This window comes from Pseudomonas sp. B21-056 (assembly GCF_026016325.1).
Classification (GTDB): Bacteria; Pseudomonadota; Gammaproteobacteria; order Pseudomonadales; family Pseudomonadaceae; genus Aquipseudomonas.
On the sequence record NZ_CP087203.1, the window covers coordinates 2,996,802 to 3,011,856 of the forward strand.

Annotated in this window: 3 protein-coding genes and 2 pseudogenes; 4 read left to right on the plus strand and 1 reads right to left on the minus strand. The window is 63.7% G+C overall.

The window, feature by feature from the left end; translation table 11 throughout:
• Nucleotides 1-16: 16 nt before the first annotated feature.
• Entirely contained in the window at nucleotides 17-1,861 is a 1,845-nt protein-coding gene (syrB1, locus tag LOY67_RS13005) for a syringomycin E biosynthesis L-threonine--[L-threonyl-carrier protein] ligase SyrB1 (RefSeq protein ID WP_265067555.1), read from the minus strand.
• A 336-nt stretch (nucleotides 1,862-2,197) separates the two neighbouring features.
• Here syrB1 and LOY67_RS13010 point away from each other — a divergent pair, with 336 nt between their 5' ends.
• The 4 genes and pseudogenes from LOY67_RS13010 to LOY67_RS28495 form a co-directional block, all read left to right on the plus strand.
• Nucleotides 2,198-3,259 carry a TauD/TfdA family dioxygenase gene (locus LOY67_RS13010; protein WP_265067556.1) on the plus strand — a complete coding sequence of 354 codons (1,062 nt, stop codon included), beginning with the start codon at nucleotides 2,198-2,200 and terminating at the stop codon, nucleotides 3,257-3,259.
• Between the two features lie 34 nt (nucleotides 3,260-3,293).
• Complete coding sequence (locus tag LOY67_RS13015; RefSeq protein ID WP_265067557.1) at nucleotides 3,294-4,991, plus strand: cyclic peptide export ABC transporter; 1,698 nt, start codon at nucleotides 3,294-3,296, stop codon at nucleotides 4,989-4,991.
• A 311-nt stretch (nucleotides 4,992-5,302) separates the two neighbouring features.
• A pseudogene (locus tag LOY67_RS28490) lies at nucleotides 5,303-11,764 on the plus strand (amino acid adenylation domain-containing protein); the annotation flags it as partial.
• 120 nt (nucleotides 11,765-11,884) lie between these two features.
• Nucleotides 11,885-14,926 (plus strand): annotated as a pseudogene (locus LOY67_RS28495) (non-ribosomal peptide synthetase); the annotation flags it as partial.
• Between the last annotated feature and the right edge of the window lie 129 nt (nucleotides 14,927-15,055).

Here is a 15,055-nt window from a genome sequence, read left to right on the forward strand (position 1 = left end):
GGCTTTTCCTTTTCGGTCAATGGGCTTGGACGAGGGAGCGCTGGATGCATTCGGCCAACACTTTGGCGGTTGCACCGTTGGCCAGCACACCGGGGTCCAGGTTGACCTGGTAATGGGCCTTGAAGGTGCTCAGGGAGCGGATCAGTGCCAGGGAGGTGCCGCCAAAGTCGAAGAAGTCATCGTTCAGGCCGATGTTCTTCAGGCCGATGTCTTGCGACCAGACCTTGAGCACGAATTGCTCTTGTTCGGTCAGGCTGTCGGCCGTGTGTTGTACGGTGGCTTCTACGGATTCGGGCGAGGGCAGGCGTTTCTTGTCGATCTTGCCGTGGTCAGTGACCGGCAGTTGCGCCAGGGCGATGTAGGCAGAAGGACGCATGTAGTCCGGCAGGTTGGCGGCCACCAGCGCGGCGACTTCGCTGCGGGTCTGTTCGGTCCAGGCATTCACGCCCTGGGTCGGCACCACGTAGGTGACCAGGCGCCAGTCGCCGTCGCCGTAATCGTGGCCGGCCACATGGGCGGCGGCCACGGCGGGGCTGCTCTGCAGGCAGGCTTCGACCTCGCCGGGTTCGATGCGGAAACCGCGGATCTTCAGTTGTTCATCGCAACGACCGGCGTAGCGGTACTCGCCGTCATCGCCCAGTACCACCAGGTCGCCGGTGCGATAGGCGCGGCTGGAGGTCCCCGGCAGTTGCACGAAACGCTCGCTGTTCAGGGCCGGACGGTTCAGGTAACCCAGCGCCACGCCAGCGCCTTCGATGTAGAGTTCACCGGCGGTACCCTGGGGCACGGGTTGCCGGTCGGCATCGAGCAGGTTCAGGCGCCAGCCGTCCAGCGGAGTACCAATCGATACCATGGCGGCGCTTTCCAGGTCCTGGCCCAGCACGCGCTTGAAGGTAGTGTGCACCGTGGCTTCGGTGATGCCGTACATGTTGATCAGCGCAGGCTTCTGGTCGCCATGGCGTTCGACCCAGGGCCGCAGCACCGTGGCCGGCAATGCTTCGCCACCGAACACCACGTAGCGCAGCGCCAGCGGCGCCTTGGCCTGGCGGTCGGCTTCATCGAGGCCACGGAAGGCCGATGGGGTCTGGCTCAGGACGGTCACGCCCTGGTCGACCAGCCATTGACGGGTGGCGGATGGCGAGCGCGACACATCGTAAGGCACTACGGCAACGTGGCCGCCGTGGGCCAATGCGCCCCAGATTTCCCAGACCGAAAAGTCGAAGCCGATGGAATGGAACATCGACCAGACGTCGTGCTCGTTGAAAGCGTATTCGCGCTGGGTGCTTTCCAGCAGGCGGCTGACGTTAGCGTGGGCCACCAGCACACCCTTGGGTTCGCCGGTGGAACCGGAGGTGTAGATGACGTAGGCCGGTGCCTGGTCGGGGTTGCGGCGGTCGACATCGCCATTGAGTTCCAGCGCCGGGCCGGCCAGCAACTCGGCCAGGGGCAGCACGCGCACGGACGGGCTCTGCGCCAGCTCGGCGGGCTCGCCGATCATCAGGCTCAGGCCGCTGTCGCGCACGATGTGTTCGACGCGCTTGCCGGGGTATTGCGGGTCGACCGGGACGTAGGTGCCACCGGCCTTGAGGATGCCCAGCAGGCTGATGACCAGGTCGACGCTGCGCGTCAGGCACATCCCGACCAGCATGCCGTCCTTGACGCCTTCCTGGCGAAGTCTGGCGGCCAGCTGCGACGAAACGGCGTCGAGTTGTTCATAGTTCAGCGAGCGAGTGGCGTCGGATACCGCCGTTCGCTGGGGAAATTCACGGGCCCGGGCGATGAAAATCTCATGCAGGAATGCACCGGGCGTGAGGGGGGCTGGCGCGGGGTTAACCGATCCGCCAGTGTTCTTAATCGGCATGACTAACGCTCCTGTTGAATGCCAGGTGCAGCGTATTTGCGCGTTTGCGAAAACCGTTGCACTCGAGACGTCACTGCGGCCCACGGGATCGTCTGATGCGCCTGTGCGATTCGCAGCTGCCGCATTTCAGCACCGACTTTGTGCCTGCGTCTGTCGCGGGAAATGGGGACAAACCGTCCTGGGATGCGCTGCGAGCGATGGTGTAACCAGGTGTGTCCCGGTTTGCGGTGCCAGACATCACCCTGGATCAGTGTTTTTATCCTTGCCCGACAGTGGGGCGCATTGGTTTTGCCCCGTACGACGTGGATCCGAGGATCCGTGGTTCAGGAGTGATGCATGAGTCTTCAAACTAACGCTTCGCCCGTGATGAGCGATGACGGGATGGCGGATTCGCTTTCCTGGCCCGGTCAGGGAGTTGAGGGGCAGGTCCGATTGTCGCTGCTCGCCGATGGCCTGAGTTTGCCCGTGGTGATCGAAGCGATCGCCCCTGGCCTGGATCCGTCGGCATGGGCCGCCACCCATCGCGAGGCCATCGAGGCTTTGTTGTGCCGCCATGGCGCGGTGCTGTTTCGCGGCTTCGAGCTGGCCTCGGTGCCGGCCTTCGAGGCATTTGCCGAAGCCTTGTCCCCCGGGTTGCATGGCAGTTACGGCGATCTGCCGAAGAAGGAGGGCGGACGTAACGTCTATCGCTCCACGCCTTATCCCGAACGGGAAATGATCCTCTACCACAACGAGAGTTCGCACCTGGAAAGCTGGCCGCGCAAGCAATGGTTCTATTGCGAACAGCCTTCACGGGTTGGCGGCGCGACGCCGCTGGCGGACATCCGGCAAGTGCTGCGGCACCTGCCTGCCGAGGTGGTGGCACGCTTCGAACAAAAGGGGCTGACGTACAGCCGCACCTTCACCGCCGGCGTCGAGCCGAGCTGGGAAGCGTTCTTCGGCACCACCGACCGCAGCGCAGTCGAACAACGCTGCCGGGAACAGGGCACCGCTTTCGAATGGCTCGACGGCGACACTTTGCAAGTGCGCACCCTCTGCCCGGCAGTGATCCGTCATCCGCAGACCGGCGAGGCGGCGTTCTTCAATCAGGTGCAGTTGCACCATCCGTTCTGTCTCGGCGAAGACATGCGCGAGGACCTGCTCGATATGTTCGGTGCCGACCGTCTGCCGCGCATGGTCAGTTATGGCGATGGAACACCGATCGAGGACGAGGTCATGGCCCTGGTCGGCGACGCCTATGAGGCCTGCGCCGTCAGGTTCGACTGGCGCAAGGGCGACGTGGTCATGCTCGACAACATGCTGGCCGCCCACGCACGGGATCCTTACGAGGAACCGCGCCTGATTGTGGTGGCGATGGGCGAGATGACCGCCAGGGGCGACGTCTGGCAGCCGGCCTGAGCCATATCGCGAGTTCATTCGAGGATAGCAACCCATGAAAAACCAGAAAGAGAAGAAGCCCAAGCCGGGTTCGGTCATGCGCCTGTTGTGGCGCAACCATCCCTGGCTGACGTTTTTCACCTTGATCTGCGGTGTCATCAGCGGGGTCGCGTCCATCGCGGTGGTGAGTGTGATCAACCAGGCCATCCACAATGACGGCGATCGCATGCAGGCGCTGTATTTGTTTGTCGGGCTCAGTGCCACCGCGCTGATCCTGCGCAACGGTGCCGCGTTGTTCCCGGCCTACGCCAGCATGCGGATCATGACCCGGTTGCGCATCGCGCTGTGTCGCAAGATCCTCGCGACGCCCCTGGAAGAGGTGGACCGGCGCGGCCCGCCCAACGTGCTGACCATGCTGACCAACGACATCCCGCAGCTGAACACGACGCTGATCGTCATGCCCACGGTGCTGGTAGAGACGACGGTCTTCCTGTTCGGTATCGCTTACCTGGCGTACCTGTCATGGGTGGTCCTGGCCTTGACGGTTTCGCTGATGATCCTGGGCGTGGGCTTGTACCTGTTCTTCTTCGCCAGCGGCGTGAGGTCCACCAATCGGGTTCGGGACGAGTTCACCGCGTTCAACGAATACACCCATGCCCTGGTGTTCGGTCTCAAGGAACTGAAGCTCAACGGCATTCGTCGTCGCTGGTTCGGCCGCTCCGCCATCGAGGCTTCCTCGACCCGGGTGGCCCGCTACAACTTCGTCGAGCGGCTGTGGTACACCGCCGCCGATAACGTGGGCCAGTTCACTCTGTCGTTGCTGATCGGTTGCTTGCTGTTCGCCGCGCCGCTGGTCAGCACGGTCGATCCCAAGGTGATGACGGCCAGTGTGCTGGCGGTGCTCTACATCATGGGGCCGCTGTCGCTGCTGGTGGGGGCGATGCCGGTGCTGGCGGCGGGCCGGGTCGCCTGTACCCGGCTCGCGGAATTCGGTTTCGCGATCAACGATCCACATCCCGAGCCCGTTGCGGTCGAAGCACCGAAGGTGCATCTGCTCGAGCACAAGAAGACCTGGGACAGCATCGAGTTGAAGGGCGTGCGGATGCATTATCAGGACCCGCATGCTGGAAGCGGTTTCTCCCTGGGCCCTATCGACCTGACGGTACAGGCGGGTGAATTGATCTACATCGTTGGCGGCAACGGTTGCGGTAAGAGCACCCTGGCCAAGGTGTTATGCGGGCTCTACATCCCGCAGAGCGGCGAGGTGCTGCTCGACGGCTTGACGATCACCGACGAGAGTCGCAGTGACTACCGCGATCTGTTCTCCGCAGTGTTCTCTGACTTCCACCTGTTCAATCGCCTGATCGGTCCCGACGAGGAGGACGGCAACCCCACACTGGCGAGCAAGTACCTGGAAACCCTCGGGCTGGCCGACAAGATCAAGATCGAAGGGCACGGCTATTCGACCCTCAAGGCTTTGTCCTACGGTCAGCAGAAACGCCTGGCCCTGGTATGCGCCTACATGGAGGACCGGCCGGTCTACGTGCTCGATGAATGGGCCGCCGACCAGGATCCGCCGTTCAAGAAGTTCTTCTACGAAGAACTGCTGCCCGACCTCAAGCGGCGCGGCAAGACGGTGCTGATCATTACCCATGACGACCAGTACTTCCAGCTGGCTGACCGGATCATCAAGCTGGCGGACGGGCACATCGTCTCCGATATCAACTGCGCCATTCGCGACAAGCGCGCCTGAATGGCTGTTTTGACCGTACCGTACGGCTGGCGATGTTGTAGCGACAACACCCCTGCCAACCCGTAAAAGACGCCTGACACCAAGCCGCACCCGACAGCAGTGGAACGCCTGTCGGGTGGCACCGGCTGTCTGCGCGGATCTGCATCATCAACTCCAGGCGTGCCCTGTTGCGTTTGTCGCGGGCAGCACTGACAAATATCTGAGAAGGAACGTATGACATTTTTCTTTGCTGTGGGTGATGTTGTTGCAATGGGCCGTTCGGCCAGCCGAAATCCAGTGCTTGTCGGTGCACACGTGACGGGGGGCCGGGTATGAACCAGTCCCTGGAGCTTGCGGCAACCTATCCGCTGACGGCGTCCCAGCGGGATATCTGGCTGGACCAGATGACCAAGGGCGATTCGCCCTTGTACACCATGGGTGGCTACCTTCATATCCAGGGTGCCGTCGACCCTGAACGTATCCAGCAGGCAGTCGAACTGTTGGTCCGTAAGCACGATGCCTTGCGCACGGTCCTGCACTGCGACGTCGGTGGCGACGGCGTGCCCATGCAGACCCTGGTCGAGTCGCTGGAGGTGCGGGTCCCGTTGATCGATTTCTCCAATCGCCCCGAACCGCAGACTGCGGCCCAGACCTGGGTACAACAGGGGCTGGAAGTGGCATTTGAGCTCGATAAGGGGCCGCTGTTCCGCTTCTACCTGGTCAAGCTCAATGACGCTTCGTTCTATTTCGTCGTCAACCTGCATCACATTATCCAGGACGGCTGGGGCATCAACCTGATGCTCGCTTCTCTCAGTGACCTGTACAACGCGCTGGAGGAAAACCGCGAACCCGACCTGTCGGCACCGTCCTATGCCGGGTTCATCGAGGATGATGCCCGTTACCACGACTCGGACCGTTTCCAGCGCGACCAGGCCTACTGGCTGGACAAATACCGGGATGTGCCGGATCCGTTGTTCACCGCCCGTTACCGTGATCGCTACGTCGAGCCCGTGGTGCCCAGCGCCCATGCCATGACGCCGTTCCCACAGACGCTGAACGAGCGGATCGACGCCCTGGCACTGACCCATCAGGTCTCGCGTTTTCCGGTGCTGCTGGCGACGTTGTACGTGTACTTTGTCCGCACGACCCAGCGCGACGAGTTGGTGGTGGGCCTGCCGATCCTCAATCGTTCCAATCCGACCTTCAAGCAAACCGTAGGGTTGTTCACCCAGGTCAGTGCCATGCGCTTGCGGTTCGCCGATGACCTGCCGTTCGGTGAGCTGATCCAAGAGGTGGCGCGCGCGCTCAAGCAGGACTATCGCTACCAGCGGTTTCCTTTAAGCGACATCCATCGCTCCCTGGAGCTGCGGCGTGACAACCGTGCCCAGCTGTTCGATGTGTCGTTTTCCTACGAAGAAGAGAATTATCTATACCGGTTCGGCGACGCCACGGCCTATTCGGTGAAGAGTTCCAACGGCCAGGAACAGATGCCCCTGGCGATCCATTTCCGGACCAACCCCAACGAGAAAAATGCCTGGGTGCACTGGATCTACAACCAGGCGTTCCTGCAAGCCGATGAAATCGAGTCGATGGCCGAGCGCTTCGTCCACGTACTGGAGCAGGCCCTGGGTGACGATACGCTGCCGATCCGGGACTTTGTCCTGCCGACACCGGCTGAAGCCCGTTTGCTCCAGGCCTGGAACGCGAGTGATGCGCGGCGGTATGAGCACGACCGCACGATCCATGGCCTGTTCGAAGCGCGGGCCGCCGCGCAGCCGAGCGCGGTGGCGGTGGTCCATGAAGGCCAGACCCTGACCTACGGCGAACTGAACACCCGGGCGAACCAGGTCGCCCATCGGCTGCTGGCCCTGGGTGTGTTCCCGGATGACCGGGTAGCCATCTGCGTCGAACGCGGCCTGGACATGATCGTTGGCCTGCTGGGTATCCTGAAGTCCGGTGCCGGCTATGTGCCGCTTGATCCGGCCTATCCCCAGGACCGCCTGGCCTTCATGCTCGAGGACAGCTCGCCGGTGGCGTTGCTGACCCAAGCGGCGCTGCAAGCCCAGGTGCCTGCGCCGGCCGTCCCGGTGCTGCTGCTCGATCAGCCTGAAGCCGCGGGGTTTGCCGAGCAGCCACGGCATGATCCGAATATCGGTACCCTGGCGTCCCATCACCTGGCCTACGTGATCTACACCTCGGGCTCGACCGGCTTGCCCAAAGGGGTGATGGTCGAGCACCGCAACGTCGCGCGGCTGTTCTCGGCCACGCAACGCTGGTTCGATTTCGGTCCGCAGGATGTCTGGGCGCTGTTCCATTCCTTCGCCTTCGACTTCTCGGTCTGGGAAATCTGGGGTGCGCTGACCCATGGCGGTCGCCTGCTGGTGGTGCCGCAGCTGGTCAGCCGTTCGCCGCAGGACTGCTATGCGCTGGTGTGCGAGGCCGGTGTCACGGTGTTGAACCAGACACCGAGCGCGTTCCGCCAGTTGATCGCGGCCCAGGGCGAAAGCGATCTGAAACACAACCTGCGGCAAGTGATTTTCGGTGGCGAAGCCTTGGAAACCGGCATCCTCAAGCCGTGGTACGCCCGGGAAATCAATGCCGGTACGCAACTGGTGAACATGTATGGCATCACCGAAACCACGGTGCATGTGACCTATCGTGCGCTGCAAGCGGCCGATGCCCAATTGATCGGTGTCAGCCCGATCGGCAAGCGGATTCCCGATTTGCGCCTGTACTTGCTGGACAAGTATGGCAAGCCGGTGCCCAAGGGCGTGGAGGGTGAGTTGTACGTAGGGGGCGCCGGTGTGGCGCGAGGCTACCTGAACCGGCCGGAGCTCAACGCAACGCGGTTCCTGGCCGATCCGTTCGACACCGCCGCGAACGCGCGGATGTACCGTACCGGCGACCTCGGTCGTTGGCTGCACAATGGCGAACTGCAATACCTGGGGCGTAACGATGAACAGGTGAAGATCCGCGGTTTCCGTATCGAACTGGGTGAAATCGAAGCGAGGCTGACGGCCTGCACAAAAGTGCGCGAGGCCGTGGTGATCGCCCGGGAAGACGAGCCGGGGAACAAGCGGCTAGTGGCCTATGTGCTTGCCGAAGACGGCGTCTGTGTGTCTGCGGGTGAGTTGCGCAGCGAGCTGCTGGGCTCGCTGGCGGACTACATGGTGCCGAGCGCCTTCGTGATGCTCGACGCCTTCCCGCTGACCACCAATGGCAAGCTCGACCGCAAGGCGCTGCCGGCTCCCGACTCGCAAGCATTTGCCCGACGCAGCTATGAAGCGCCGGTGGGCCAGGTGGAAATCACCCTGGCCGCGTTGTGGGCCGAGCTGCTTGGCGTCGAGCAGGTGGGGCGTCACGACCGTTTCTTCGAACTGGGCGGCCACTCGCTGCTGGCGGTCAAGCTGATCGAACGCATGCGCCAGTTGGACCTGAACGCCGACGTGGGCGTGCTGTTCGGCCAGCCGACGCTGGAGACCCTGGCCGCTGCCACGAGCACCAGTGGCGGCGTGGTGGTGCCGGAGAATCGGATTCCCCGGGATGTCGAGCGCATTACCCCGGACATGCTGCCCCTGGCGACCCTGACCCAGGGCGAAATCGACCGCATTGTCGCAACGGTGCCGGGCGGCACCGACAATGTGCAGGACATCTACGGCCTGGTGCCGTTGCAGGAAGGCATTCTCTATCACCATCTGGCGACCAGCGAGGGCGATCCGTACCTGCTGCAGGCGCTGTTGCGCTTCGGTACTCGCCAGCAGTTGGAAGCGTTCGGGCAGGCCTTGCAGGCGGTCATCGCCCGGCACGATATCCTGCGTACTTCGATGGTGTGGGAAGGGCTGGGCGAGCCGGTGCAGGTGGTCTGGCGCGAGGCTCGCTTGAAGGTCGAAGAGTTGGCCCTGGACCCGGTCGAAGGCGACATCGCCGACCAGTTGCAGGTTCGTTTCGATCCGCGCCATACCCGCTTCGATCTGCGCCAGGCGCCGATGATGCGTATTCACTTTGCCGAAGATACTGCCGGCGGCAACTGGGTGGCGGTGTTGCTGTTCCATCACCTGATCGATGACGCGACCTCCCTCGGCATGCTGGGCAAGGAAATCGACGCGCACCTGCAAGGTCGTGCGGCGGACCTGCCGGTGTCGGTACCCTACCGCAACTACGTGGCTCAGGTCCGCCTGGACAATCATCCCGAGCAACATGAGGCGTTCTTCAGCGAGATGCTCGGTGACGTGGACGAGCCGACGCTGCCGTTGGGCCTGCAGGATGTGCAGGGCGACGGCAGCGGTATCGAAGAGGCCAGGCTGACGCTGGAAGTCGGGCTGGCCCGGCGTCTGCGTGCCCAGGCCCGGCGCCTGGGAGTGAGCACGGCCAGCTTGCATCACTTGGCCTGGGGCCAGGTGGTGGGGCGTTTGTCCAGCCGTCAGGACGTAGTGTTCGGCACCGTATTGATGGGCCGGTTGCACAGCGGACAGGAGGCCGGACATGCCTTGGGCATGTTCGTCAACACCCTGCCGTTGCGGGTCGAGGCGGGGAACCAGGGAGTGCTGGCCGCGTTGCAGGCGACCCATGGCCGCCTGGCGGCGCTGCTGGGCCACGAACACGCGCCGTTGTCGTTGGCACAGCGGTGCAGCGGCGTTGCGGCGCCGGCGCCGCTGTTCAGCGCGCTGATGAACTATCGGCAGACCGCCGTGGCGGCCCAGGCGAGTGAGGATGCGGGCCAGGCGCGCATCTGGGCCGGGGCGGAAATTCTAGGCGGCGAAGAACGGACCAACTACCCGCTGTCGCTGTCGGTGGATGACCTCGGCGAATCGTTCGGGCTCACCGTGCAAGCCGTGGCCGGGATCGGGGCGCAGCGGGTTTGCGGTTACGTGCACACTGTGCTCGAAGCAATGGCCGATGCCCTCGACCAGGATGGGGAAGCGCCGCTGCACACACTGGCCTTTGTTCCCGCCAGCGAGCGTCAGCAATTGCTGCAAGACTTCAATGCCTTCGATGCGGTGTACCCGTCGGGGTTGTTGGTCCATCAACTGTTCGAGAGCCATGCGCAAGCTCAGCCCGAGGCCGTTGCGCTGACGTATCAGGGGCAGAGCCTGAGCTACGGCGAGCTGAACCGGCTGTCCAACCAGATCGCCCATCGCTTGATCGAGTTGGGTATCCGCGCCGACGACCGGGTGGCGATCTGCGTGGAGCGCAGCCTGGAAATGGTGGCGGGGCTGGTGGGTATTCTCAAGGCCGGCGCCGGCTATGTGCCGCTGGATCCGGCTTATCCGGCCGAACGCCTGGTCTACATGCTCGAGGACTGCGCGCCGAAGGTGTTGCTGACCCAGCGCAGCCTGCAAGAGCGATTCCCGGGTTCGGGTGTCCCTGCGTTGCTGCTCGACGACGCGGACCGCGACGCCGCGGGCATCAGCCGGCAGCCAGCCACCAACCCGGATGCACGGGCGAGCGGCCTGAGCCCCGACAGCCTGGCGTATGTCATCTACACCTCGGGCTCCACCGGTCAGCCCAAGGGCGTGGCGATGGCGCACCGTGCCCTGGTCAACCTGATGCAGTGGCAGATCGACCAGGCCGCGCAGCAGGGGCGGGCCGCTGCACGGACCTTGCAGTTTGCCGCACTGGGCTTCGACGTGGCGTTCCAGGAAGTCTTCAGCACCCTGTGTGCTGGCGGTGAGCTGTCGCTGATCCATGCCGACATCCGCCTGAATTTCCATCGCCTGTTCGAGCATATCTGCCAACAGCGCATCGAACGCCTGTACCTGCCGTGCATTGCCCTGCAGGCCCTGGCCGAAGCGGTCGCCGGCGCGCATGAAGGCACGCCGCTGACCTGCGACTTGAAGGATGTCATCACCGCCGGCGAACAGTTGCGCATCACGCCACAGATCCGCGCCTTGTTCGAGCGTCTGGAAGGCTGCCGCCTGCACAACCACTATGGGCCGACCGAGTCCCACGTCACCACCGCCCTGACGCTGCCGGACGATGTCGCCGCCTGGCCGACGCTGCCCGCTATCGGGCAGCCGGTGGCCAACACCCGTATCTATCTGCTGGACGCGCAGCAGCAACCGGTTCCGGTCGGCGTGGCCGGCGAGATCCACATCGGCGGGGTCTGTGTCGCCCGGGGCTACCTGAATCGCGATGACTTGACCGCCGAGCGCTTCATTCGCGATCCGTTCGCGGCCGATGGGCAGGCGCGCCTGTACAAGACCGGTGACCTGGGCCGCTACTTGCCCGACGGTCATATCGAATACCTGGGGCGCAACGACGATCAGATCAAGATCCGTGGTTTCCGTGTCGAACTGGGGGAGATCGAGTCCAGGCTCTGCCAGCATGGCGGAGTCAAGGAAGCGGCGGTCGTCGCCCGAGAGGACCAACCCGGCGAGAAACGCCTGGTGGCCTACATCACCGCCCAAGCGGCGGACGCAGCGCCGCAGGCCGATGCACTGCGCGCGCACTTGCAGGCGCTGCTGCCGGACTACATGGTTCCGGCGGCCTACGTGCGCCTGGAAAAACTGCCCTTGTCGCCCAACGGCAAACTCGACCGCCGCGCGCTGCCGGTCCCGGAAGCGGACGCCTTCGCCAGCCGCGCGTACGAAGCGCCACTGGGTGAGGTGGAAACCACGCTGGCGGGGTTGTGGGCTGACGTGCTCGGTGTCGGGCAGGTGGGGCGGCACGATCATTTCTTCGAACTGGGCGGGCATTCGCTGCTGGCAGTGAAGCTGATCGAGTTGATGCGCAAGGCTGGGCTGAGCGCCGATGTGCGGGTGCTGTTCGGCCAGCCTACCTTGGCCGCCCTGGCAGCGGCGGTGGGCAGTCGCGCTGAGCTGAGCGTACCGGCCAATGGCATTATTGCGGGTTGCGAACGGATCACCCCGTCGATGCTGCCGCTGGTGACGCTGGACCAGGCAACCCTCGACCGGATCGTCGCCGGTGTGCCGGGCGGTGTGGGCAATGTCCAGGACATCTACCCGCTGGCGCCGTTGCAGGAAGGCATTCTCTATCACCACATCGCCGCCGAAGAGGGCGACCCCTACCTGTTGCAAGCCACCTTCGCCATGGACAGCCGCGCGCAACTCGACGGCTTCGTCGCGGCCTTGCAGGCTGTGATCGACCGGCACGATATCCTCAGGACCGCGTTGCTGCGCGAAGGCCTTGAGGCGCCGTTGCAGGTGGTCCTGCGCCAGTGCCGGTTGATGCTCGAAGAGCAGGCCCTTGATCCGGCCAGGGGCGATATCGTGGCGCAACTGCAAGGGATGTTCGATCCTCGCCGTTGCCGGATGGACCTCGACAAGGCGCCACTGATGCGCCTGGCCTGCGCCTGGGACAGTGTGCACCAGCGCTGGGTCGCGGTTCTGCTGTTTCACCACATCGCTCTGGACCATACCGCCCTGGACGTGATGCAGGAGGAAATGCTGGCGTTCCTCAATGGCGAGTCCGACCGCCTGGAAGCGGCCATGCCTTACCGTAATTACGTGGCGCAAACCCTGCTGGGCGTGCCGCGTGAGCAGCATGAGCGCTTTTTCCGCGACATGCTCGCTGATGTCGACGAGCCGACGCTGCCGTTCGGCCTGCGGGAAGTCCAGGGGGATGGCCGGGGCGTCGAAGAGGTCAAGCTCAACGTCGATCCGGATCTTTGCCGACGTCTGCGGCAGCAGGCGCGTCAACTCGGCGTGAGCGCGGCTGCCTTGCATCACTTGGCGTGGGCAAGGGTACTGGGACGCGTGTCCGGCCGTGAGGACGTGGTCTTCGGCACCGTGTTGCTGGGCCGCATGCAGAGTGGCGAGGGCGCGGACCGCGCCCTGGGCATGTTCATCAATACCTTGCCGTTGCGCGTCGATGTGGGTGGGCAGGGTGTACGCGCCGGGGTCAAGGCGACCCACGCGCGCCTGACGGCCCTGTTGGGCCACGAACATGCCTCGCTGGCACTGGCCCAGCGTTGCAGCGGCGTACCGGCTTCGCTGCCGCTGTTCAGTGCGTTGCTGAACTATCGGCACAGCCCGCTCCAGGAAGGCGACAGTGTCGAGCGTTGGGCAGGTACCCAGGTGCTGGAGGTCATGGAGCGGACCAACTATCCGTGCATGCTCTCGGTGGACGATCAGGGCGAAGGCTTCCTGCTCAGCGTGCAGACGGCCGGCGGGGTTGATGCCCGCCAGGTCGGCGCCTACATGCAGACGGCCCTGGCGAGCCTGGTGGAGGCACTGAAACGTGCGCCGGAATCCGCGATCAACGATCTGGAAATCCTGTCTGAAAACGAGCGCAGGCAGGTGTTGCAGGATTTCAACAACACCGCAGCCCATTTCCCTCTGGAGCAGACCGTTCATGGGCTGTTCGAGGAACAGGTGCAGCGCACGCCGGAGGCGCTGGCGGTGCTGCACGGTGGGCAGCGCCTGAATTATGGCGAACTGAACGAGCAGGCCAACCGACTGGCGCATTACCTGCGCAAGCAGGGTGTACGGCCGGATTCGCGGGTGGCGATCTGTGTCGAGCGTGGCCTCGACATGGTGGTGGGTTTGCTGGCGATCCTCAAGGCGGGTGGCGGTTACGTGCCGCTGGATCCGGCGTATCCGGCGGATCGGATTGCCTACATGCTGGAAGACAGTGCACCGGCGGTGGTCCTGGCCCAATCGGCAACGGTCGGCTTGTTGGTTGGTGCTTTGATGCCGGTGATTGATTTGGGTAGCGGGCTCTGGCAGGACGAATCCGTTCTGAATCCTCAGGTCCCTGAGCTGACTTCTGCGCATCTGGCCTACGTGATCTACACCTCCGGTTCCACCGGTTTGCCCAAAGGCGTGATGATCGAACACCGCAATACGGTGAATTTCCTGACCTGGGCGCATCGGTCGTTCGATGCCCAGACGTTGTCGAAAACTCTGTTCTCCACGTCATTGAACTTCGACCTGGCAGTTTATGAATGCTTTGCGCCACTGACGTCCGGCGGCAGCATCGAAGTGGTCACTAATGTGCTGGAACTGCAGCAGGGCGAGCACGACATCAGCCTGATCAACACCGTACCGTCGGCGCTCAAGGCGTTGCTGGAAGCCGGTGGACTGGGCGAGGGTGTGGACACGGTGAACGTAGCCGGTGAAGCGCTCAAGCGCAGCCTGGTAGAGGCGCTGTTCGAACAGACCTCGGTCAAGCGGCTGTGCAATCTCTATGGTCCTTCGGAAACCACGACCTATTCCAGCTGGGTATCCATGGCCCGGGAAGATGGCTTTGCCGCACATATCGGTAAGCCTGTCGCTAATACCCGGTTCTACCTGCTGAATGAGCACAAGCAACCCGTACCGCTGGGTGTTCCAGGGGAAATCTACATCGGCGGCGCCGGTGTCGCCCGTGGTTATCTCAATCGTGATGACCTGACGGCCGAGCGTTTCCTCAAGGATCCGTTCAGCAGCGTACCCAGCGCCCAGATGTACAAGACCGGCGACCTGGGCCGCTATCTCCCGGACGGCAACATCGAATACCTGGGCCGTAACGACGATCAGGTGAAGATCCGTGGCTTCCGCATCGAACTGGGCGAGATCGAAACCCGGCTCGCCCGACATGCAGACGTTAAGGAAGCCGTGGTGCTGGCTCGCGAGGACGTACCGGGCGACAAGCGCCTGGTGGCCTACTTCACGCCGGCGAACGAAACAGCGGACATCGAAACCCTGCGCGATCATCTGCAAGCACAACTGCCGGAATACATGGTGCCGGTGGCTTACGTGCGTCTCGACGCCATGCCGTTGACCCCCAACGGCAAGCTCGACCGCAAGGCCTTGCCGGCTCCGGAACACGATGCACTGATCACCCGCGGCTACGAAGCCCCCCGAGGCGAAATCGAAACCGCCCTGGCGCAGATCTGGCAGGACCTGCTGGGCCTGCAACAGGTCAGTCGTCACGACCACTTCTTCGAACTCGGCGGCCACTCGCTGCTGGCTGTCAGCCTGATCGAGCGCATGCGCCAGGTCGGCTTGAGCGCCGACGTGCGCGTGCTGTTCAGCCAACCGAGCCTGGCCGCGCTGGCGTCGGCTGTCGGCAACAATGACAGCAATGAGGTCAGCGTCCCGGCGAACCTGATCGCGCCGGACTGCCAACGCATAACCCCCGAC